General features: G+C 72.5%; 22 protein-coding genes. 11 read left to right on the top strand and 11 right to left on the bottom strand.

Features of this window, described 5'->3' with window-relative positions:
• Nucleotides 1-181: 181 nt before the first annotated feature.
• From ACFV2J_RS38120 to ACFV2J_RS38105, 4 genes are all read right to left on the bottom strand, one after another.
• Entirely contained in the window at nt 182-1,414 is a 1,233-nt protein-coding gene (locus ACFV2J_RS38120) for a cytochrome P450 (protein ID WP_385083398.1), read from the bottom strand.
• A gap of 23 nt (nt 1,415-1,437) precedes the next feature.
• Nucleotides 1,438-2,832 (bottom strand): NAD(P)/FAD-dependent oxidoreductase, encoded by a 1,395-nt coding sequence (locus tag ACFV2J_RS38115; RefSeq protein WP_385083399.1) that lies wholly within the window; start codon nt 2,830-2,832, stop codon nt 1,438-1,440.
• Nucleotides 2,822-3,070 (bottom strand): ferredoxin, encoded by a 249-nt coding sequence (locus tag ACFV2J_RS38110; protein WP_385083400.1) that lies wholly within the window; start codon nt 3,068-3,070, stop codon nt 2,822-2,824. Before ACFV2J_RS38110 ends, ACFV2J_RS38115 begins: the two co-directional genes overlap by 11 nt.
• Before the next feature lie 101 nt (nt 3,071-3,171).
• Nucleotides 3,172-3,804: a hypothetical protein gene (locus ACFV2J_RS38105; protein WP_385083401.1), complete on the bottom strand. Its 633-nt coding sequence runs from the start codon at nt 3,802-3,804 to the stop codon at nt 3,172-3,174.
• Nucleotides 3,805-3,933: 129 nt separating this feature from the next.
• Between ACFV2J_RS38105 and ACFV2J_RS38100 the strand changes: the two genes are divergently transcribed.
• The 4 genes from ACFV2J_RS38100 to ACFV2J_RS38085 all read left to right on the top strand — a co-directional run bounded on the left by ACFV2J_RS38100 (nt 3,934) and on the right by ACFV2J_RS38085 (nt 6,713).
• Complete coding sequence (locus ACFV2J_RS38100; RefSeq protein ID WP_153288673.1) at nt 3,934-4,362, top strand: helix-turn-helix transcriptional regulator; 429 nt, start codon at nt 3,934-3,936, stop codon at nt 4,360-4,362.
• Nucleotides 4,363-4,411: 49 nt separating this feature from the next.
• Nucleotides 4,412-4,828 carry a VOC family protein gene (locus tag ACFV2J_RS38095; RefSeq protein WP_385083402.1) on the top strand — a complete coding sequence of 139 codons (417 nt, stop codon included), beginning with the start codon at nt 4,412-4,414 and terminating at the stop codon, nt 4,826-4,828.
• A gap of 113 nt (nt 4,829-4,941) precedes the next feature.
• Nucleotides 4,942-5,799: a hypothetical protein gene (locus tag ACFV2J_RS38090; protein WP_385083403.1), complete on the top strand. Its 858-nt coding sequence runs from the start codon at nt 4,942-4,944 to the stop codon at nt 5,797-5,799.
• A gap of 95 nt (nt 5,800-5,894) precedes the next feature.
• Complete coding sequence (locus tag ACFV2J_RS38085) at nt 5,895-6,713, top strand: VOC family protein (protein ID WP_385083404.1); 819 nt, start codon at nt 5,895-5,897, stop codon at nt 6,711-6,713.
• 29 nt (nt 6,714-6,742) lie between these two features.
• Here the strand turns inward: ACFV2J_RS38085 and ACFV2J_RS38080 are convergent, their stop codons facing one another.
• Nucleotides 6,743-7,075, bottom strand: coding sequence for a DUF952 domain-containing protein (locus ACFV2J_RS38080; RefSeq protein ID WP_385083405.1), 333 nt, complete (start codon nt 7,073-7,075; stop codon nt 6,743-6,745).
• Between the two features lie 151 nt (nt 7,076-7,226).
• A complete protein-coding gene (locus tag ACFV2J_RS38075) occupies nt 7,227-8,159 on the bottom strand; it encodes an SDR family oxidoreductase (RefSeq protein ID WP_385083406.1) in 933 nt (310 codons plus the stop codon).
• Nucleotides 8,160-8,244: 85 nt separating this feature from the next.
• Here ACFV2J_RS38075 and ACFV2J_RS38070 point away from each other — a divergent pair, with 85 nt between their 5' ends.
• Together ACFV2J_RS38070 and ACFV2J_RS38065 are read left to right on the top strand one after the other, a co-directional pair.
• Entirely contained in the window at nt 8,245-8,811 is a 567-nt protein-coding gene (locus tag ACFV2J_RS38070; protein ID WP_385083407.1) for a TetR family transcriptional regulator, read from the top strand.
• A gap of 237 nt (nt 8,812-9,048) precedes the next feature.
• Nucleotides 9,049-9,810, top strand: coding sequence for a YoaK family protein (locus tag ACFV2J_RS38065; RefSeq protein ID WP_385083408.1), 762 nt, complete (start codon nt 9,049-9,051; stop codon nt 9,808-9,810).
• 138 nt (nt 9,811-9,948) lie between these two features.
• Here ACFV2J_RS38065 and ACFV2J_RS38060 read toward each other — a convergent pair whose 3' ends face one another.
• The 4 genes from ACFV2J_RS38060 to ACFV2J_RS38045 all read right to left on the bottom strand — a co-directional run bounded on the left by ACFV2J_RS38060 (nt 9,949) and on the right by ACFV2J_RS38045 (nt 13,705).
• Complete coding sequence (locus ACFV2J_RS38060; RefSeq protein ID WP_385083409.1) at nt 9,949-10,236, bottom strand: hypothetical protein; 288 nt, start codon at nt 10,234-10,236, stop codon at nt 9,949-9,951.
• An 87-nt stretch (nt 10,237-10,323) separates the two neighbouring features.
• Nucleotides 10,324-10,932, bottom strand: a complete 609-nt coding sequence (locus ACFV2J_RS38055) for a GNAT family N-acetyltransferase (protein WP_385083410.1) — start codon at nt 10,930-10,932, stop codon at nt 10,324-10,326.
• Between the two features lie 197 nt (nt 10,933-11,129).
• A complete protein-coding gene (locus tag ACFV2J_RS38050) occupies nt 11,130-12,191 on the bottom strand; it encodes a family 2 encapsulin nanocompartment cargo protein polyprenyl transferase (RefSeq protein ID WP_385083411.1) in 1,062 nt (353 codons plus the stop codon).
• A 107-nt stretch (nt 12,192-12,298) separates the two neighbouring features.
• Nucleotides 12,299-13,705, bottom strand: coding sequence for a family 2B encapsulin nanocompartment shell protein (locus ACFV2J_RS38045; protein ID WP_385083412.1), 1,407 nt, complete (start codon nt 13,703-13,705; stop codon nt 12,299-12,301).
• 288 nt (nt 13,706-13,993) lie between these two features.
• Between ACFV2J_RS38045 and ACFV2J_RS38040 the strand changes: the two genes are divergently transcribed.
• The 3 genes from ACFV2J_RS38040 to ACFV2J_RS38030 all read left to right on the top strand — a co-directional run bounded on the left by ACFV2J_RS38040 (nt 13,994) and on the right by ACFV2J_RS38030 (nt 16,030).
• Nucleotides 13,994-14,227, top strand: coding sequence for a hypothetical protein (locus ACFV2J_RS38040; protein ID WP_385083413.1), 234 nt, complete (start codon nt 13,994-13,996; stop codon nt 14,225-14,227).
• A 193-nt stretch (nt 14,228-14,420) separates the two neighbouring features.
• Nucleotides 14,421-15,011, top strand: a complete 591-nt coding sequence (locus ACFV2J_RS38035; RefSeq protein WP_385083414.1) for an N-acetylmuramoyl-L-alanine amidase — start codon at nt 14,421-14,423, stop codon at nt 15,009-15,011.
• 56 nt (nt 15,012-15,067) lie between these two features.
• Nucleotides 15,068-16,030 carry a 1-aminocyclopropane-1-carboxylate deaminase/D-cysteine desulfhydrase gene (locus ACFV2J_RS38030; protein ID WP_385083415.1) on the top strand — a complete coding sequence of 321 codons (963 nt, stop codon included), beginning with the start codon at nt 15,068-15,070 and terminating at the stop codon, nt 16,028-16,030.
• Nucleotides 16,031-16,055: 25 nt separating this feature from the next.
• On the opposite strand, the gene ACFV2J_RS38025 is transcribed toward ACFV2J_RS38030, so the two are convergent.
• Nucleotides 16,056-17,651 carry a Na+/H+ antiporter gene (locus ACFV2J_RS38025; RefSeq protein WP_385083416.1) on the bottom strand — a complete coding sequence of 532 codons (1,596 nt, stop codon included), beginning with the start codon at nt 17,649-17,651 and terminating at the stop codon, nt 16,056-16,058.
• Between the two features lie 61 nt (nt 17,652-17,712).
• On the opposite strand from ACFV2J_RS38025, the gene ACFV2J_RS38020 reads away from it, so the two are divergent.
• Nucleotides 17,713-17,973, top strand: a complete 261-nt coding sequence (locus ACFV2J_RS38020; RefSeq protein WP_385083417.1) for a UBP-type zinc finger domain-containing protein — start codon at nt 17,713-17,715, stop codon at nt 17,971-17,973.
• Nucleotides 17,974-18,233: 260 nt separating this feature from the next.
• Complete coding sequence (locus ACFV2J_RS38015; protein WP_054228129.1) at nt 18,234-18,647, top strand: anti-sigma regulatory factor; 414 nt, start codon at nt 18,234-18,236, stop codon at nt 18,645-18,647.
• Nucleotides 18,648-18,917 lie beyond the last annotated feature (270 nt).

The following is an 18,917-nucleotide window of genomic DNA, read 5'->3' as shown; positions in this document are numbered from 1 at the left end:
AAGACGCGCTCTCCCGGCCCACGGACCCCAGCCCGGGCGCGGGGCCAACCCACGCAGGACCCCGGCGTTTCTTAGGGGCCCGGGCGGGATTACCGGCCGGCCCCCTTCGGATGTGCGCGTCAGGTCGTGTCCGGTCGGCGGGAATCGTCGGACGCCGCCCGGGCGGCCCGGTGACGTCGTCCTACGGGCGGATGCCGTCGCAGGCGATCGACAGGTGGCGGGGGCCGCGCAGGACCGCGTTCTGCCGGTAGGGCGGAGGGTCCTCCACCAGACGGGGGTTCTCCAGCCTGCGGGCCAGCTCGCCGAGCGCGAGTTGCGCCTCCAGCCGGGCCAGCGGAGCGCCGAAGCAGCTGTGGATGCCGCTGCCGAAGCCCAGGTGCTGGATGTCCCCGCGGCCCGGGTCGAACCGGTCCGGGTTCTCGAACCGTTCGGGGTCACGGTTGCCCGCGGCCAGCACCAGCCACAGCGACGACCCCTTGGGGATGGTCACGCCGCGCACCTCGATGTCGGCGAGCGTGCTGCGCTGCGGCAACAGCTGGACCGGCGGCTCGAAGCGGAGCAGCTCCTCGACGACGGGGACGGCCAGCTTCGGGTCCTCGCGCAGCCGTCGCAGGATGTCCGGGTTGCGCAGCAGGGTCAGCATGCCGTTGGTGATGAGGTTCACCGTCGTCTCGTGACCGGCGATCAGCAGCAGCGCCGCGGTGCTCATCACCTCCATCGTCGTCATGGCGCCGTCCGGCCCCTGCGCGGTGGCCAGTTGCGACAGCATGTCCTCGCCCGGCTTCTTGCGGCGTTCCTCGATCAGCCCGGCCAGATACATGCCCAGCTCCGTACGGGCGTTGTTCGAGACCTTGGCGCGCTCGCCGGCGTCGGCGCCCGGGACGGGGTCCAGGCTGGCGGCGAGGACGTCCGCCCAGGTGTGGAAACGGGGCTCGTCCTCGCGCGGCACTCCGAGGAGCCGGCAGATCACGGTCACCGGGAAGGGGTACGAGAACTGGTCGACCAGGTCGATCCGTTCCGGGTCGCCGATCCCGTCGATGAGCCCGGAGACGATGTCCTTCAGCTCGCCGTGCATCTCGTGGACGCGCCGCGGGGAGTGCGGGGGCCCGAAGGGACGGTTGGTCATGCGCCGCAGCCGGTCGTGCTCGGGAGGGTCGAGCCGCAGGAACGCCGGCGGCAGCGCCGACTCCTCCTCCGTGTCGCCCAGCGGATCGCCCGCCGTCGCCTTCAGGTTGCGCGCGTCGGAGCTGACCCGCGGATCGTGCAGCAGGCTCTGGATGTCGTAGTACCTGCTGACGACGTAGGGCCCGTCCGCGTCGTGGTACACCGGGGTCTCGCGGAGTTCCTCGTACAGCGGATACGGGTTCGCGCGGTGCGCGTAGTCGATGATCTGCCGCAGGATGGCTTGCGTCATGATGCGTCCTCGTGAGCGTCGGATCAGTGCCCGGCAGGGGTGAACGTCATCCGCCGGTCGGCCGGCGAATATCCGGTCAGGGTGACGGTCGGGCCGCTCGTGGGCACTGACGGGTCGGGGAAGTCCGCGTCCACCGGGCGCTGCCCCTCGGGGCGGCGGTCCACGGTCGGGAAGGACGGCGGGAAGGGCGCTGTGGTCTCGATCAGCTGCTGGTAGAACTGCAGCCACTTCGTCTGGTCGAAGGTGACGGCGCCGATGACGCGCCCCTGGTACCCGTACACGCCGGTGAATCTGCGCTCGTTGAGGGCGCCCTGCGCGATGAGGATCTCCGTCCCCATCGACGGCACCCCCACCGATTTGATGTTCACGCCGAACTGCGAGGACCAGAAGGCGGGCACCCAGATGTGGGGGCGGCGGTCCACGCTGTCGCTCATCATGTTGTGCGCCGCGGTCTCGGCCTGCGCGACGGCGTTGCCCCAGTGTTCGAGGGACAGGAACTGGTAGCCGAACAGCGGATGGGGGGAGCGGGCCACGTCGCCGGCCACGTAGATGTCGTCGGTGACGATGCCGCGGATGTCGAAGGCCCGGCAGCCCGCGTCACAGGCGATGCCCCGGGGCCCCGCGCCCAGTCCGGATCCCGCGAGCCATTCGGTGTTGCGCATGGCGCCGAGGCACACGACCACCACATCGGCCTCGACGGTGTTCCCGTCGGAGAGATGGGCGGCGCGGACCCGGTTCGCGGCGTCGCCCTCCAGGCTGGTCACCATGATGCCGCAGCGCAGGTCGACCCCGTGCTCGCGCTGGATCTCGGCCGCGACCCGGCCGACGACCCCGCCGAGTGCGCCGACCAGGGGCGCTGCGGCCCGTTCGGCCACGGTGACCGCGATCCCGCGTTCCCGGCAGGCGGAGGCGATCTCCGAGCCGGTGAACCCGGCGCCGATGACGAGCACCCGGCGGGGGTTCTGCGCGAGCGCGCGCTCCAGCCCGGTCGCGTCGTCGCGGGTGCGCAGGACGAAGACCCCGTCGAGTTCCGCCTCGCTCTCCCTCGGCCAGGGCCTGGCCCGGACGCCGGTGGCGATCAGCAGCCGGTCGTACTCCACCTCGTCGCCGTCGGCCAGCCGGACCCGCCGGGCCGCCATGTCGAGGCCGGTGGCCGGGACCCCGAGACGCCACCGCGCGTCGATCGCCCGGCGGCGGGGCAGGGAGGTGTGGTCCGGCGTCGCCCGGCCCAGCAGGACCTGCTTGGACAGCGGGGGCCGGTCGTAGGGCTCGTAGGGCTCGTCCCCGATCATCGTCAGGGAGCCGGTGAACCCCTCCTCGCGCAGGGTCTCCGCGGCCCGCAGTCCCGCGAGCGAGGCGCCCACGACGACGACCCGTCCCTCGCGCTTGAGCCGGTCGAGGATTCCGTCACTGCTCACCGGTGACCTCCCGGTCGGTTCCGGGGTCCGCGACCGCGTGGTCTGCGGGGTCCGCGTCCACGATGATGGCCTGGACGGGGCAGGCGGCGACGGCACGGGCCACGTCGTCGCGCCGCTTCTCGTCGGCCTCGGGGTTGTAGAGCAGGGCTTCGTCGCCGTGCATGGCGAACACGTCGGGAGCGAGGAACGCGCACTGCGCGTACCCCTGGCAGCGGTTGAGATCGACGACAAGTCGCACCGAGGAACAGCCTTTCCGTGACCCCGTCCCGCCCCCTCGCCCTTCAGCATGCGTGAGCGGTCGCGGACCCGCTCGCCGGAGCGTCCGATGGGACGACGGGGTCACCACGGGCTCCGGGACCGGCGCGGTTCGCGCAGTCCGACGCGGAGGATGTGGAGGCTGACGACCAGCGCCCAGGCCGGGAAGACCAGTTCGGACCAGGGCAGGGTGGACCCCGCGGCGAGCAGCACCAGGCCCACCAGGTATCCGAGGAGGGCGAGGGGCCGTGGCAGGACACCGAGGCGGTGTCCGATGGTCGAGGTCGTGAAGACGAACACGGCCGCCATCCGGAGCGCGTACGTCGTCATCATCGTGTAGGCGAAGTAGCGCCCGAAGTCGGAGGACCGGACCTCGTCCAGGACGGTGCCCGCCGCGGCACCCGCCCCGAACATCGTGGCGACGAACACCAGTCCGCTGCCCAGGAAGACGGTGGCGACGAACCTGTCCTCGGCGTCGCCGACCTGCGCGCGCACGGCCCCCATGAACCACAGGAAGAAGATGCCCGCGAAGGGAAGGATCTCCAGCGCGGTCTGCACCGCCCACCGCTTGTCCGGATCGATCTTCGCGCCGGGCGGGTTCCCGGCGGGCACGGCGATCCGCACCAGCACGATCGCCGCCGCCAGCAGCACCGCGAACACCGCCCCGGCCATGCCCGCCGCCCGCGGTGTCCGCAGCCGCTCGTCGTTCGGCTCCATCGTCGCCCGCCGTCCTTCCCGGTTCCCCTCTTGGTCCAGCAAGCAGGCACGCGTGCCCGGACGCCACCGGGGGCACCCGCGGGGGTGACGGCCCTCCCCGCTGTCGGTGGCCCGTGTCATCCTGGAGCGATGACCGTGGAGGACCTGGTCCGGCTGCGCCGGACACGCGACCGGATGGACCGTGAGTACGCGGAGCCGCTGGACATCGCCGCGCTCGCCCGTACGGCGCTGATGTCCCCCGGCCACTTCCAGCGCAGTTTCCGCGCGGCGTACGGGGAGACGCCGTACGGCTATCTGATGACCCGCCGGATCGAGCGGGCCAAGGCCCTGCTGCGGCGGGGCGACCTGACGGTCACGGAGGTCTGCCTGGCCGTGGGCTGCACCTCGCTCGGCTCCTTCAGCTCCCGCTTCACGGAGCTGGTCGGCGAGACCCCGAGCGCGTACCGGGCCCGCCCGCACGACCACGGCGCCCCCATCCCGCCCTGCGTGACCCGCCGGCTGACCCGCCCGTCCCGCCACCGCAGGCCGGACGAGGGGGAACCGGGGACGCGCCTGTAGACCCCGTCCGCAGGGCGGACAGCCCCCGGCACGGCCTAGCCTGGGGACCATGGACCTGAAACTCTCCCAGTGCTTCATCGCCGTGGACGACCACGACAAGGCGCTCGCCTTCTACCGGGACGTCCTGGGCCTGGAAGTGCGCAACGACGTCGGGTTCGAGGGAATGCGCTGGGTGACGCTCAGCCCGCCGCTCCAGCCGGACGTCGAGATCGTCCTGGAGCCCCCGGACGCGAGCCCGGACGCCTCCCCCGCCGACAAGCGGGCCATGGCCGAGCTGCTCGCCAAGGGCATCCTGCGCGGGGTGATCTTCTCGACCACCGACTGCGACGCCCTCTACGAACGGGTCCGCACCTCCGGCGCCGAGGTCCTCCAGGAGCCGACGGACCAGCCGTGGGGTGCCCGCGACTGCGCGTTCCGCGACCCGGCCGGCAACCTCCTCCGGTTCAAGGAGCGCCCCTCCGTCTGACCCCGATAGGAAACCGGGCCCCGCCGCCCGTCCCCCGGGTGCCCGTCCCCGGGAATCCGCCTCCGGTTACCGTTGCGTCGGCCCCGCCGCCCCGCTCACCACCGGAGACACCCATGCCGTCCGCGCGCTCCCGCGTCCTCTACGTCAGCGACCTGGCCTATCCGGCGAAGGGGCGGCGGTACGGCGACGAGGACGTGTTCCTCACCTCCCGGCTGCGCGAGGACTTCGACGTCGCCGTGTGCCACCCGCTGGACGCGGCCGCGCTGATGACCGGCTTCGACGCCGTGGTCGTCCGCAACAGCGGGCCGGTGCTGCACTACCAGGCGCAGTACGACGCCTTCCGGCAGCGGGCGCTCGCGGAGGGGGTCCGCGTGTACAACCAGCTTTCCGGCAAGGGGGACATGGCCGGCAAGCAGTACCTGCTCGACCTCACCGCGGCCGGCTTCCCGGTCATCCCCACCATCGACCGCGCCGGGGATCTGCACCGGCTGCCGGACGTCGGCACGTACGTCGTGAAGCCGAAGCTGGGGGCGGACTCGATAGGCCTGGAGTTCGTCCCGCGCGACCGGCTCACCGAACTGTCGTACGACGACCGTCTCGTCCAGCCGCGTGTCGACTTCCGCTACGAGGTGTCCTTCTACTTCGTCGACCGCACCTTCCAGTACGCCCTGTACGCACCCCGCCCGGACCGGCGGTGGGACCTGGAGCCGTACGAAGCGACCGAGCGGGACCGGGAGTTCGCGCAGCGGTTCGTCGACTGGAACGACATCGCGTACGGCATCCAGCGCGTCGACGCCTGCCGGGCACCGGACGGCGAGCTGCTCCTCGTCGAGCTGGAGGACCTCAACCCGTATCTGTCGCTGGACGTCCTCTCCCCCGCCGCGCGGGACGCCTTCGTCGCGCGGGTGAGAACGTCGTTGCGCGGTCTGATCGGACAGGAGACGGTACGGAGCGCCGGAGGAACCGTCTGAGGCGACCGAGCGGTCCGAGGTGACCGAACCGTCCGAGGTGACCGAGCCGTCGACGTGACCGAGCCGTCCGAACCGTCCGACAGGGGAACCGCGCCATGTCCGAAACGATCCGCGGGACCGAACCGATCCGGTGGACCCACGCCTTCGTCGACCGGCCCAGGAAGGACTTCGGGCCGGCCCTCGCCTTCTGGACCGCCGTCACGGGGACCGTGCCGTCCGCGCCGCGTGGCGGGCAGGACGAGTTCGTGACCCTGCTGCCGGACGGGTCCGACGCCTGTCTGAAGGCGCAGGGCGTCGAGGAGGGCGGGGGCGGCGCGCATCTCGACCTGTCCGTCGAGGACGTGGCGGCGCTGGTGGAGTCCGCCCTGCGGCTCGGAGCCCGCGTCGTGTCCGACAACGGGATCGCCGACGCCGGGATCGCCGACGACGGGGGATGGGCCGTGCTGCGCTCCCCCGGCGGCCTGCTGTTCTGCGCGGTCCCGTGGCAGGGCGAATCGGTACGGCCGCCGGTGGTCGAGCGGCCCGCCGGCGTCACCAGCCGCCTCGACCAGGTGTGCGTCGACGTGGCGCCCTCCCGCTACGAGGCGGAGGTCGCGTTCTGGAGCGGGCTCACCGGATGGGAGTCCCACCCCGGGGCGCTGCCGGAGTTCCATGTGATCAGGCCGCCCGCCGCCCTGCCCGTCCGCGTCCTCCTGCAACGCCTCGGCACCGAGCGCCCCGCCTCGGCCCACCTCGACCTCGCCTGCTCGGACATCGAGGCCGTCCGCGCCCACCACGAGGACCTCGGCGCCACCCTCGTCGGCCGCGGCACGCACTGGGCCGTGATGCGGGACCCGGCCGGCGGCACGTACTGCCTGACGGGCCGCGACCCTGCCACCGGCGGCCTCCCGGTACGGGCGGACGCCCGCGCCTGACGGACGCCCGGCCTCCGGGAGCGGTACCGCTAGACCGGCTCCCACACCTCCACGTCCACCACCGCCGCGACCGGGATCGGCCCGTAGACGTGCGGGAACTCCTCACCGCCGGGCTTCACGGCCTCGTACCGCACCGGCACCTCCAGCCGTCCGGCGTCGACGACCAGGACCACCAGGTCGTCGGGACCCTCGTAGGTCCCGTACAGGAAGGAGGCGATCCGCGGGAGTTGGGCCCGCGTCGAGCAGTGGATGAAGCCCTCCTCCCCGAGGGTGCGGCCACGGGTGGACATCTCGTACGCGCCGGACGCGCGGGCCGCGTCCCACAACGAACGCTCGGTGATGTGCAACAGGAGTTCGGACATGCCTCAACGCTACGGCGTCGGGCGTACGGCGTAGGGCCCCGGCTTCCCCCTCCTTCCCCCTCCGTCCGTCCCGCCGCTCGCCGCTCGCCGGCCTACCGGCCCCGCGGACGCGCTCCCGCACCGCGCGGGGGCACGTTCACGACCGGTCCGGTCAGGCCGCGTTGCCTGCGCTGTCGGTGGCGGCGAAGTAGTGGCCCTTGTCGAGGTCCTCCAGCAGACCGGGGTGGATCGGCTCCCAGCCCACCAGCTCGCGGGTGAGGTCGTTGGACGCCGGGGAGTCGAGGCCGAGGAAGGGCGCCAGCCAGGCGAAGTGCCCGGCCGCGTCCTCGGGCGCCACGGCGGTCACCGGCACGTCGAGGTGACGGCCGATCACCTCGGCGACGTCACGGATCGCGACGCCCGGCTCCGCGACGCCGTGCAGCACCGATCCGGCGGGGGCCTTCTCGACCGCCAGGCGGAACAGGCGTGCCGCGTCCAGACGGTGGACGGCCGGCCAGCGGTTGGTGCCGTCGCCGAGGTAGCCGGAGACGCCCTTGGCGCGGGCGATGGCGACCAGGGCCGCCATGAAGCCGTTGTCCCCGTCGCCGTGGCAGGTCGGGGAGAGCCGCACCACCGACGAGCGCACCCCGCGCGAGGCCAGCGCGAGCACCGCCTGGGCGGTGGTCATCCGGATCGAGATCGGCGAGCCGTCCACGGTCGGCATGTCCCGTTCGGTGGCCGACCGCCCGGGCGCGAGGCCGACCACGCCGGAGGCGAGGGCGAAGGGGCGGTCGGTGCCCGCGAGCGCGTCGCCGAGGGCGTCGACGGCGCGGCGGTCGGCTTCGGCGGCGCCCTGGAAGCCGCCGGCGAAGGCGATGTCGTGCTTGAAGGCCAGGTGGATCACCCCGTCCGACGCGGCGGCCGCGTCCCGGAGCACGTCGAGGTCGTCGATGGTGCCGCGGACGACTTCCGCTCCGGCCGCGGTGAGCGCGTCGGCGGAGGCCTCGGAGCGGGCGAGTCCGACGACCTGGTGTCCGGCCCCGGTCAGCTCGGGAACGACGGCGGAACCGATCCAGCCGGACGCGCCGGTCACGAAGATGCGCATGGAGAAACCCCAAACCGTTGATGTCAGTAACTGTCATCAACGCTAGCACCTGATGTCAGGGACTGTCATCACGTAGGATCTCCGCATGGGTAGATGGGAGCCGAACGCGCGCGGGCGCCTGGCGAAGGCGGCGTTGGAGCTCTACAGCGAGCGCGGCTTCGAACAGACCACGGTGGCGGAGATCGCCCGACGGGCCGGACTCACCGAGCGCACCTTCTTCCGGCACTACGCCGACAAGCGCGAGGTGCTGTTCGCCGGCTCCGGCCAGTTGCAGGAGCTGTTCGTACGGGCGGTCGCCGGGGCTCCGGAGTCCGCCGCGCCGATCGACGCGATGGCGGCGGGGCTCGACGCGGTCTCCGAGGTGTTCGCCGACCGCCACGACTTCGCGCGCGCACGGCAGGCCGTGATCATGGCGAACACGGAGCTCCAGGAGCGCGAGCTGATCAAGCTCGCCTCGCTGGCGGCCGCGCTCGCCGACGCCCTGCGCGGGCGTGGCGTCACGGAGCCGGCCGCGAGCCTGACCGCCGAGGCCGGAGTCGCCGTCTTCAAGGTCGGCTTCGAGCGCTGGATCGTGGCGCCCGAGGAACACGGGATGGCGCGGCTGATGCGGGAATCCCTGGCCGAGCTCAAGGCCGTGACCTCGGGCCGGTAGCCGTTGTCGTCCGGGTCCGGTGGACGCCGGGCGGAGAGCGGGGGCGGAGCGCGGGGGGGCAGAGCGCGGGGGGGGGTGGAGCGACGGCCGGAGAACGGGTCGCGATGATGTGGCGCCCCGTCCTCACCGCGGCTGCGGCTGCGGCTGCGGCAGACGGCGGTACTCCCCCGGCGTGTCACTTCCTGCGTGTCGCTCCGGAGCCGGCCTCCCGGGCGTGCGATCTGCTGAGACTTGCCCATGTCCGAAAGCTCCGCCGCCTCCGCACCCGACCCCGTCGACCGTGACGAGCTCCGCAGAACCGTGATCATGACGGTGCTCACCGTGGTCGCGGGAGCGGTCGACGCGATCACCTTCCTGACCATGGGCCGGGTGTTCGCCGCGCTCGAGACGGGCAACGTGCTGTTCCTGACCTTCGCGTGGGCCGGATCCGGCCAGGTCTCCGTGATCCGGCCCTCCGTCGCGCTCGTGACGTTCGCCGCCGGGGTGGCCGCGGCCACCTTCGCGATCCGCGCACTCGGCGCGCGGGGACACCGCTGGTTCCCGGCGGCGCTGGCTACCGAGGGGGTCCTGCTCGCGGTCGGGGGGACGCTGGACCTGCTGCGCCACGGGACGGGTTCGCCCGCTCACGATCCCGACCTGGTCGCCCTCGGGGCCGTGGCCCTCGCCATGGGAGTGAGGTCCGCCGTCGTACTGCGCGTGGCGGTGCCGGGCATGCCGACGCTCCTCATCCAGATGTCCCTGGTCCAGCTCGTGGCGGACGTGGCCACCACGCCACGGGTTCCGGACGGCGTGCAGGGGCAGCTGCGACGACTCGCGCGCACCCGTCTCACCGCGACCGTCTGCGGCATGTTCGCGGGCGGAACCCTGGGCACGCTCATGGCGCCCTGGGGCACGGGACGCGCGCTCCTCGTCGTCGCGGCGGTCGTCCTGGCGCTGGCGTTGTCAGGAGTGCACGCCGACCCGCCCCACCACCGGCCGACCTCGGCCCCGGCCTCCTGAGGGGCCCGGCACCGCCGCCGCGAGCCGACCGGCGAACCCGGAGAAGACCGGAGAAGCCGCAGATGGAAGAGAGCGGATCGGCCTCCGGCACGGGCACACCCCATCGCCCCCGGTCTCGCCCACACCGGTCCGCACGGATCAGGAACCCTCCGTGGCCTCCGTGGTCCTGGCCTGTTCCGCCGCCGGCTGCCGGACCTCCGCGGCCTTCCCGGGATCACGGGGATCGCGGGGCCACCGGGCCGCGCCCGGCTCCCGAAGACCACGCGTCTGCGGGGAGGACGCGGACTCCACGCACGCCTCGCACCGTGGGTTGTGGCAGGGGCCGGGACCCCAGACGGGGACGAAGGCTCCCAGCGTCTTGCGGCGCCGCACGACCGTGTCGACCGGCTGCTTGCAGGCGGGGCAGACATGCTCATCGATGCCCATGCCTTCAGAGTAGGGCGGCACCCGCACCGGCGCCCCCGCACGGCCGGGCGCGAGAACGGCCGGGACCGGCGGCCGCCCCGCGCGGGCTTACGCCCCGGTTGCCGAGCCCGGCCGCGGCTCGCGCCACATCGGCCACATCCGCGGGCCGTCCGGCAGGTCGAGGGGGCGGTCGGCGTGATCGAACCCGAGCCGCTCGTAGAGCGCGCGGCTGCGTTCGTTGCTGGCCTCCAGATAGGCGGGGACGCCCTCCTGGTCACAGCGGTCGAGGACCGCCCGGACGAGCGCGCTGCCGAGGCCCTCGCCCTGGCGCTCCGGTGCCACGGCGATCATCCACAGGTACTCGTGGGCGCGGCCCGCGGGGTGCACGGCCGCGGTGAGCCGGCCCACCAGCTCGACCCGTACGTTGTCGGGGTCCACGGCCTCGCGCAGCTGGGCCGGACCGTCCTCGTCCGCGTGGTCGTCGGCGGGCACCGACAGCCACAGCGCGCAGGCCGCGCCGTCCTCCGTGATGTCGACACGGCCCTCGGCGAACACGATGTCGGCGAACACCGCCATCAGCCGGGGATGCCGGTCACGGCGGTGCGCCGGGTCCGGAAAGACCCAGCCGCTCACCGGGTCGTCCTGAAACGCCTCGTCGAGCAACTGGACGACCCGCTCGCGATCGCCCTCGCCCGCCGTCCTGATCGCCACGCCCATGTCCCGCCCCTTCGCCTCAACCGCCCCTGGCCGTACGGCCGTCGCAGCCTAGCGGGGATCACACGCGGCGGAGGGGCGGGCCCCGCGCACCGTGGGGATGCGCGGGATCCACCCCGGCCGGAGCCCCGGGACCGTACGGAGGTCAGGTGCCGTACGGTCCCGGTGGCCCCGGGGTCTTCAACCGCTCCTCGGCGGCTTCAGTTACTGCGTCGCGTGACAAACTCCGCCAGTGCGAGGAGACCGCCCGCGGCCTCCGGGTCGGGGATGGCCCGGGACAGTGCGTGCATCGCCCGGGACATCCGGTCGGCTGCCTGGACCTGTGCCCAGTCGCGGCCCCCCGCCCGCTCCACGGCCAGCACCGTGCGCTCCAACTCCCCTTCCTCGTAGGGGACTCCGTACAGTTCGGCGAGTTCCTTCGCCGCCGGGGTGCCGGAGCCGAGCGCGGCCACCACGGGCAGGGACTTCTTGCGGGCGACGAGGTCCGCCCCGGCCGGCTTGCCGGTGCGGCTCGGGTCCCCCCAGATCCCGATCACGTCGTCGATGAGCTGGAAGGCGAGCCCGGCCTCCCGGCCGAACGCGTCCAGTGCCTCGACGTCCTCGTCGTCCGCTCCCGCGTAGAGCCCGCCGATCGCGCAGGCGCAGCCGATCAACGCGCCCGTCTTCGCCTCGGCCATGGCGAGGCACTCGTCGAGGGTGACCTCGCCGGGGCCGCGTTTCTCCATGGCCGTGTCGGTGTGCTGCCCCTCGCACAGCTCGACGACGCAGGACGCGAGCCGGGCGGCGGCGGCCGTGGACGCCGGATGAGGGTCCTCGGCCAGCAGCCGCTGGGCGAGCGCCTGCAGGGCGTCCCCTCCGAGGATCGCGGCGGCGTCGCCGAACACGGTCCACGCGGTGGGCCGGTGTCTGCGGGTGGTGTCCCGGTCCATGACGTCGTCGTGCAGCAGGGTGAAGTTGTGGATCAACTCCACCGCGGCGGCGGCCCGTACGGCCGACGCGTGCTGTCCGCCGAGCGCCCCCGCGGCGGTGAGTACGAGGGCGGGGCGGATCGCCTTGCCCGCGTTGCCCGCCGCCGGGGTGCCGTCCGCGTGCTCCCAGCCGAAGTGGTAGAGCGCGACCCGGCGCATCGAACCCGGCAGCGAGTCGATGGCCCTGCGCAGCTCGGGGTCGACGGACGCCCGCGCGCGCTCCAGGATGCCCGCCGCCTCCTGCCCGTCGGCCGGCACGGGCGGAACCTGTTGGTGCATGGGCCTCCCGTCCATGGGTCCCCCCAGAGGACTCCGCCCGTCGAGGGACTCGGCCGCGCTCCGCGGGGCCTTCGGTCTGCCCGCCCGGTCGGGCGGGAAGACGGTGGCCGGTGTCGGGGAGGTCACCGCCAGCGGCCGATCTCGACGTTCTCCAGGATGCCGAGGGCGTCCGGGACGAGGACCGCGGCCGAGTAGTACGCCGTCACCAGGTAGGAGATGATCGCCTGTTCGTTGATGCCCATGAAGCGCACCGACATGCTCGGCTCGATCTCGTCCGGGATGCCCGCCTGCTGGAGCCCGATGACGCCCTGCTCGGCCTCGCCGGTACGCAGGGCGATGATCGAGGTCGTCCGGGCGTCGGTGACCGGGATCTTGTTGCACGGGAAGATCGGGACGCCGCGCCAGGTCGGGATGCGGTTGCCCGCGATCTCGACGCTCTCCGGGACGAGTCCGCGCTTGTTGCACTCGCGGCCGATCGCGGAGATCGCGCGCGGGTGGGCGAGCAGCAGCTTGGTCCCGCGCCTGCGGCTGAGCAGTTCGTCGAGGTCGTCGGGGCTCGGAACGCCGTCGTGCGGTTGCAGCCGCTGGTCGTACTCGCAGTTGTTGAGCAGTCCGAACTCCCGGTTGTTGATGAGCTCGTGCTCCTGGCGCTCCTTGAGTGCCTCGACGGTGAGGCGGAGCTGTTGCTCGGTCTGGTTCATCGGCTGGTTGTAGAGATCGGCCACGCGTGTGTGCAGGCGCAGCACGGTCTGGGCGATGCTCAGTTCGTACTCGCGCGGCGCGGCCTCGTAGTCCACGAAGGTGCCGGGGATGTCCTCCTCTCCGGTGTGGCCGGCCGCGAGGTCGATCTCCTTCTCGCCGTACTTGTTGGTGCGCTGTTCAGGGATCGCCCGCAGGTGCTGGAGGTGGGTGCGCAGGGACTCGGCGCGTTCCGCGACCTGCTCCAGGTCCTGGCGGGGCAGCGCGAGCACGGTGACCGCGGTGACGGCGCGGGCCGTGTACTCCCAGATGGCGTCCGGGTCGATGAGCGCCTGCTCGCCGAAGTACGCGCCGTCGGCGAGGACGCCGAGTACCGCGTCGTCGCCGTAGGGACCCGTACCGATCTTCTCGACCTTGCCGTGCGCGAGCAGGAACACCTCGTCGGACGGGCTGCCGAACGAGGCGAGCACCTCGCCCGGCGCGAACTCCCGCTGCTGGCAGCGCTGGGCGAGCTCGCCGAGCACCTCCTGGTCCTCGTAGGACCGCAGGACGGTCAGCTCGCCGAGCTCGGCGGGGATGACCTGGACGCGGTCACCCGTCTTCACGAACGTCACCCTGCCGTCGCCCACGGAGTAGCTGAGCCGCCGGTTCACGCGGTACGTGCCACCCTGCACGTTCACCCACGGGAGCATGCGCAGCAGCCACCGTGAACTGATCTCCTGCATCTGGGGTGCGGACTTGGTGGTGGTGGCCAGGTTCCGCGCGGCGGATGTGCCGAGACTCTGCTGCGGCTTGCCCTGACCCGAACGGACCTCTTCGCCTACCGACATGAAAATTGCCCTCCCGGTCATGCGCTGATCTGCGTCGCTCAGCCTTCCATCACGGAGCGTGCCGGTGCTATTACACGAATGAGGGGGAATGGATCACGTCGGATTGGGCAGAGACGCGCACTTTGTCGAGCGGCCACGCCGTGCGGAACTCCTCCGTCCGGAATCACCGCGCCGCGATATCGAACATCCGGGGTCCGTCGTGTCGAACAGCCTCGCGCCGTCGTGCCCGGGAACTCCAAGATCCGGCCAACCGTTTGACGCTTCGACGGACGATGACAGGAGACGGCGATGGCAGGCTTCCTGGACCGCGCCAAGGAACAGGCGCAGCGAGGGCTCACGCAGGGCAAGCAGAAGCTGGACGAGGTACAGGCCCAGCGCCTCGGTGGCGACCTCCTCAAGAGACTCGGCGCGGCGTACTACGCGGAGCGGCGCGGCAGCGGGTCCCCCGAGGCCACCCAGCAGGCCCTCCAGGCCCTGGAGAGCCACATCGCGGCGAACGGAGACGCGTTCCTGCGCTCCTGAGCGGCGCCCGGCCGACGCCCCGCCGACGCGTGGCCGGCCCTGACCGGACCGCCGTCCCGACCGGACCGCGACCCTGACCGGATCGGCTCGCACGCTGTACGAACGGCCGACCCGGAGCACCCGGTTCCGGGTAGAAGCGGCGGTACGAGACGGCCGCGCACGGTGGCCGGCGTACAGCGCGAAGGAGGCGGTCATGGCTCCACCCATGTCCGCGGCCCGTTTCCTGGACCGGCTCAGGCGGGAAGGCGTCACCGTGGTCGAGGTCGGCGAATGGGAGCATCACAACCGCAACCACAAGGGGCCGTGGGGCCCGGTGCACGGGGTGATGATCCACCACACCGCGTCCGCGGGCGACGAGCACACGATCGGCCTCTGCCGCACGGGCCGCGCCGACCTGCCGGGGCCGCTGTGCCACGGCGTCATCACCAAGGACGGCGTGGTGCATCTCGTGGGCTACGGCCGGGTCAACCACGCGGGCCTGGGCGACGACGACGTGCTGCGCGCCGTGATCGCGGAGAAGGCGCTCCCCCCGGACAACGAGGCGAACACCGACGGCAACCGCCACTTCTACGGCTTCGAGTGCGAGAACCTCGGCAACGGCGAGGACCCCTGGCCCGAGGTCCAGCTGGAGGCGATCGAGAGGGTCGCGGCCGCGATCTGCCGCCATCACGGCTGGACGGAGCGCTCGGTCATCGGTCACCTGGAGTGGCAGCCAGGCAAGGTCGACCCGCGCGGCTTCACGATGACATCGATGAGGGGGCGTGTCCGCGACCGCCTGAAGTGACGCACGGGTGTTCGTGGGTCGCCCGGATTCCCGGACGTCTGTCCGACAATGGTCGGGTGACCAGCCCCGACGACCCCGGCATCCCGGGCACCCGCTCCGCGCCCGAGGCCCCGGACGGCACCGAATCGCTCGACCCGACCGGTCTGCGGCCCCGGCTGCCCTCGCCGCTGTGCCCGGTCGCGGACGGGCGCTTCGCGCGCCACGGCGTCCGGCTGCTGCTCAAGCGGGACGATCTGATCCACCCGGAACTGATCGGCAACAAGTGGCGCAAGCTGGCCCCGAACCTGCGCGCCGCGGCCGGCCGCACGCTCCTCACCTTCGGCGGCGCGTACTCGAACCATCTGCGGGCCACCGCCGCCGCGGGCCGACTCCTCGGGCTTCCGACCGTCGGCGTGGTCCGTGGCGACGAGTTGGCCCACCGCCCCCTCAACCCCTCCCTGGCCCGGTGCGCGGCCGACGGCATGCGCCTGCACTTCGTCGACAGGTCGACGTATCGCCGCAAGACGGAACCGCGGACGCTGGCCGCGATCCTGTGCGCGGCGGACGCCCGGGACGCGTACGTCGTGCCCGAGGGCGGCAGCAACGCCCTCGCCGTCCGCGGCTGCCGGGAACTCGGCGCGGAGCTGCGCGGCCACGCCGACGTCGCCGCCCTCGCCTGCGGGACCGGCGGCACCCTCGCGGGCCTGGCCGCCGGCCTCGCCCCCGGCCAGCGGGCGCTGGGCGTCCCCGTGCTCAGGGGCGGCTTCCTGGAGGCCGACGTCCGGGCCCTCCAGGACTCCGCCTTCGGCGGCCGCCGTGGCGCCTGGTCCCTCGACGACCGCTTCCACTTCGGCGGCTACGCGCGCACCACGCCCGAACTCGATCTGTTCGCCGCGGACTTCGAGCAGCGCCACGGCCTGCCCGTCGAACGTCTCTATGTCGCCAAGATGCTGTACGCACTTGTCGCCCTGGCCGGAGAGGGTGCCTTCGCACCGGGGACGACCGTGGCCGCGGTGATCACCGGAGCGCCGCTCGGGTGAACCGGTTGCCGGCGCCGCGTGGCTCTCACGCCGCCTCCCGGTAGGCCGCCGCCTCCTCCAGGTCCAGCCGCCTGAGCAGGGTGCGCAGCATCTCGTCGTCGATGTAGCGGTGGTCGCGGAGGCGCACGAAGACCTCGCGCTCGGCGCTGATCATCTTGCGGGAGAGCCTGCGGTAGGTGTCGTCGGCGGTCTCCCCGGTCACCGGGTTGACGGCGCCGAGCCGCTCCCAGACCGCGTTGCGGCGGCGCTCCAGGACCGAGCGCAGCCGGTCGGCGAGCGGCGGGGGCAGCGCGTTGCGCTCGTCGGCCAGGAGTTCGTCCAGGCGCTGTTCGGCGGCCCGGGACGCCTGGGCCTGGGCGTTGGCCTCGGCGAGCGTCTCGGCCTGGGTGTCGCGGCCGGGCAGCTTCAGGAGGCGGATCAGCGGAGGCAGCGTCAGCCCCTGCACGACCAGGGTGGCGATGACGGTGGTGAAGGTGAGGAAGAGCAGGAGGTTGCGCTCGGGGAAGCGCTCGCCGCCGTCCACGGTGAGCGGGATCGAGAAGGCGATCGCGAGCGACACCACGCCCCGCATCCCGGCCCAGCCGATGACGAACGGACCCTTCCAGGAGGGGTTCTCCTCGCGCCCCCGGATGCGCGAGGACAGGATCCGCGGCAGGAAGGTGGCGGGATACACCCACACGAACCGGGCCGCGACCACCACCAGGAAGACGAGCACCGCGTACCAGGCGGCGCTGACACCCTCGTACGGGCCGAGCCCCTTGAGCACGACCGGCAGTTGCAGGCCGATCAGCGCGAACACGGCCGACTCCAGGACGAACGCGACCATCTTCCAGACGGCCTCCTCCTGGAGCCGGGTCGCGAAGTCCACCTCCCAGGCGCGGTGTCCGAGGTAGAGCGCGACGACGACCACCGCGAGCACCCCGGAGGCGTGCACCTGCTCGGCGATCCCGTACGCCACGAACGGGATCAGCAGGGAGAGGGTGTTCTGCAGGAGCGCCTCGTTCAGGTGGGTGCGCAGCCAGTGGATCGGCATCATCAGGACGAGACCGACCACCACGCCGCCGACCGCTGCGAGCAGGAACTCACGGATGCCGCCCGACCAGGTCGCGCCCTCGCCGACCGCGGCGGCGAGAGCCACCTTGTAGGCGGTGATCGCGGTGGCGTCGTTCACCAGCGACTCTCCTTGCAGGATCGTGGTGATCTGCGACGGCAGCCCCACCCGGCGCGCCACCGCAGTGGCCGCGACCGCGTCCGGCGGCGCCACCACCGCCCCGAAGACCAGCGCCGCGGGCAGCGGCAGACCCGGCACGATCAGATAGGTGACCCAGCCGACGGCCAGCGTCGCGAAGAGCACGTACCCGACCGACAGCAGCGCGATGGGCCGCAGATGCGCCCGCAGATCGAGGTACGAACTGTCGGTGGCGGCCGTGTACAGCAGCGGGGGCAGCAGCAGCGGGAGGACGACCTCGGGGTCGAGTTCGTACCCGGGCACCCCGGGGACGTACGCGACCACCAGGCCCGCGGCGACGAGCAGCAGCGGCGCCGGTACCGGAGTACGGCGTGCCGCTCCGGCGACCGCGGCGCTTCCCGCGACCAGCAACAGCAGTGGCAATACGTGCATCCTCGTCCGCCCGCCCTCGTTTTCGCGCGGCATCCCGCACGCCCGACGTAACCTGGCAATCATGAAACAGTGCACGCATGCCGACGCGCTGCCTCACCCCGAACCAGAGCCCACGAGCGAGACGTGCCTGGAGTGTCTCGCCGCGGGCACACATCCGGTACAACTGCGGCTGTGCCTGGAATGCGGGCACCTCAGCTGCTGCGACTCCTCGCCGCTGCGGCACGCGACGGAGCATTTCAAGGAGACGGGACACCCCGTGATGCGGACCTTCGAGCCCGGTGAGAGCTGGCGCTGGTGCTTCGTCGACCACGTACTGGCGTGACCCGCCGTCCGGACGGTTCGACCGTCTGACGCCTGGGTACGTCAACCCGGCGCGCGCTCTTCCTATTTGGGCCCGCAGACCCCTAGCCACTGTCCGTACTCATAGGCTTACTATGAGTGACAGCACGGGAGCGGGGTCCCCAGGACAGGAAAGTCGGGAGCGCGGTAGCGTCACCGCTGAACCACCTAGCGCGTTACCCCGGGGGGCGACCCTCGGCCCCGAAAGAGCTCGAATGAGCTTGTACCACCTTGGAGGTGAGGGTGTCCCAGATCGCAGGCGAGCCCGCGACTAAGGACTTCGTGGAAGTCCGGCTGCCGGCCGCGGGTGCCTACCTGTCGGTGCTGCGCACGGCCACGGCCGGCCTCGCGGCCCGTTTGGACTTCACCCTCGACGAGATCGAGGACCTGCGCATCGCGGTGGACGAGGCCTGCGCCATCCTGCTGCAGCAGGCCGTCCCCGGTTCGGTGCTCAGTTGTGTCTTCCGGCTCATCGACGACTCGCTCGAGGTGACGGTCTCCGCTCCGACCACCGATGGTCACGCTCCGTCACGGGACACGTTCGCGTGGACCGTGCTCTCGGCGCTCGCGGGCAAGGTCGACTCCACCGTCGCCGAGGACAAGACCGTTTCGATCAGCCTCTACAAACAGCGCGGCGCGGGACCCGGGCCGGCGTGAGGGACGGGGACGGGCCGGTGCGGGACGAAGAGCGCGGCACACGGGAGCTTCCCGCCGGGCGCGCCGACGGCCTCGACGCGCCGCGGCGCGTGGCGGAGGGCGTCGACGGCATCCCCGAGCAGGCCCGGCCGCACCCGGACGACGGCACAGCCTCCCGGGCCGGGGCCCCCCCCCCCCCGGGGCCCCCCCCCCCCCGGGGGGGCCGCCCGGGCGCCCGTGCGCAGACGAGGAACTCCCCCGCCGGGACAGCCGGGCTCGCGTGCTCGCGGG

The sequence above is a fragment of the Streptomyces sp. NPDC059668 genome (assembly GCF_042734135.1).
Taxonomy (GTDB): Bacteria; Actinomycetota; Actinomycetes; order Streptomycetales; family Streptomycetaceae; genus Streptomyces.
This window is presented reverse-complemented; position numbering and strand designations above follow the sequence as displayed.

Coding starts and splice junctions, on each gene's coding strand:
- ACFV2J_RS38035 (WP_385083414.1), top strand. CDS start 14,421: ATGGCTCCACCCATGTCCGCGGCCCGTTTCCTGGACCGGCTCAGGCGG.
- ACFV2J_RS38095 (WP_385083402.1), top strand. CDS start 4,412: ATGGACCTGAAACTCTCCCAGTGCTTCATCGCCGTGGACGACCACGAC.
- ACFV2J_RS38080 (WP_385083405.1), bottom strand. CDS start 7,075: ATGTCCGAACTCCTGTTGCACATCACCGAGCGTTCGTTGTGGGACGCG.
- ACFV2J_RS38070 (WP_385083407.1), top strand. CDS start 8,245: ATGGGTAGATGGGAGCCGAACGCGCGCGGGCGCCTGGCGAAGGCGGCG.
- ACFV2J_RS38050 (WP_385083411.1), bottom strand. CDS start 12,191: ATGGACGGGAGGCCCATGCACCAACAGGTTCCGCCCGTGCCGGCCGAC.
- ACFV2J_RS38075 (WP_385083406.1), bottom strand. CDS start 8,159: ATGCGCATCTTCGTGACCGGCGCGTCCGGCTGGATCGGTTCCGCCGTC.
- ACFV2J_RS38065 (WP_385083408.1), top strand. CDS start 9,049: ATGTCCGAAAGCTCCGCCGCCTCCGCACCCGACCCCGTCGACCGTGAC.
- ACFV2J_RS38100 (WP_153288673.1), top strand. CDS start 3,934: ATGACCGTGGAGGACCTGGTCCGGCTGCGCCGGACACGCGACCGGATG.
- ACFV2J_RS38020 (WP_385083417.1), top strand. CDS start 17,713: ATGAAACAGTGCACGCATGCCGACGCGCTGCCTCACCCCGAACCAGAG.
- ACFV2J_RS38105 (WP_385083401.1), bottom strand. CDS start 3,804: ATGGAGCCGAACGACGAGCGGCTGCGGACACCGCGGGCGGCGGGCATG.
- ACFV2J_RS38055 (WP_385083410.1), bottom strand. CDS start 10,932: ATGGGCGTGGCGATCAGGACGGCGGGCGAGGGCGATCGCGAGCGGGTC.
- ACFV2J_RS38085 (WP_385083404.1), top strand. CDS start 5,895: ATGTCCGAAACGATCCGCGGGACCGAACCGATCCGGTGGACCCACGCC.
- ACFV2J_RS38045 (WP_385083412.1), bottom strand. CDS start 13,705: ATGTCGGTAGGCGAAGAGGTCCGTTCGGGTCAGGGCAAGCCGCAGCAG.
- ACFV2J_RS38025 (WP_385083416.1), bottom strand. CDS start 17,651: ATGCACGTATTGCCACTGCTGTTGCTGGTCGCGGGAAGCGCCGCGGTC.
- ACFV2J_RS38040 (WP_385083413.1), top strand. CDS start 13,994: ATGGCAGGCTTCCTGGACCGCGCCAAGGAACAGGCGCAGCGAGGGCTC.
- ACFV2J_RS38120 (WP_385083398.1), bottom strand. CDS start 1,414: ATGACGCAAGCCATCCTGCGGCAGATCATCGACTACGCGCACCGCGCG.
- ACFV2J_RS38090 (WP_385083403.1), top strand. CDS start 4,942: ATGCCGTCCGCGCGCTCCCGCGTCCTCTACGTCAGCGACCTGGCCTAT.
- ACFV2J_RS38060 (WP_385083409.1), bottom strand. CDS start 10,236: ATGGGCATCGATGAGCATGTCTGCCCCGCCTGCAAGCAGCCGGTCGAC.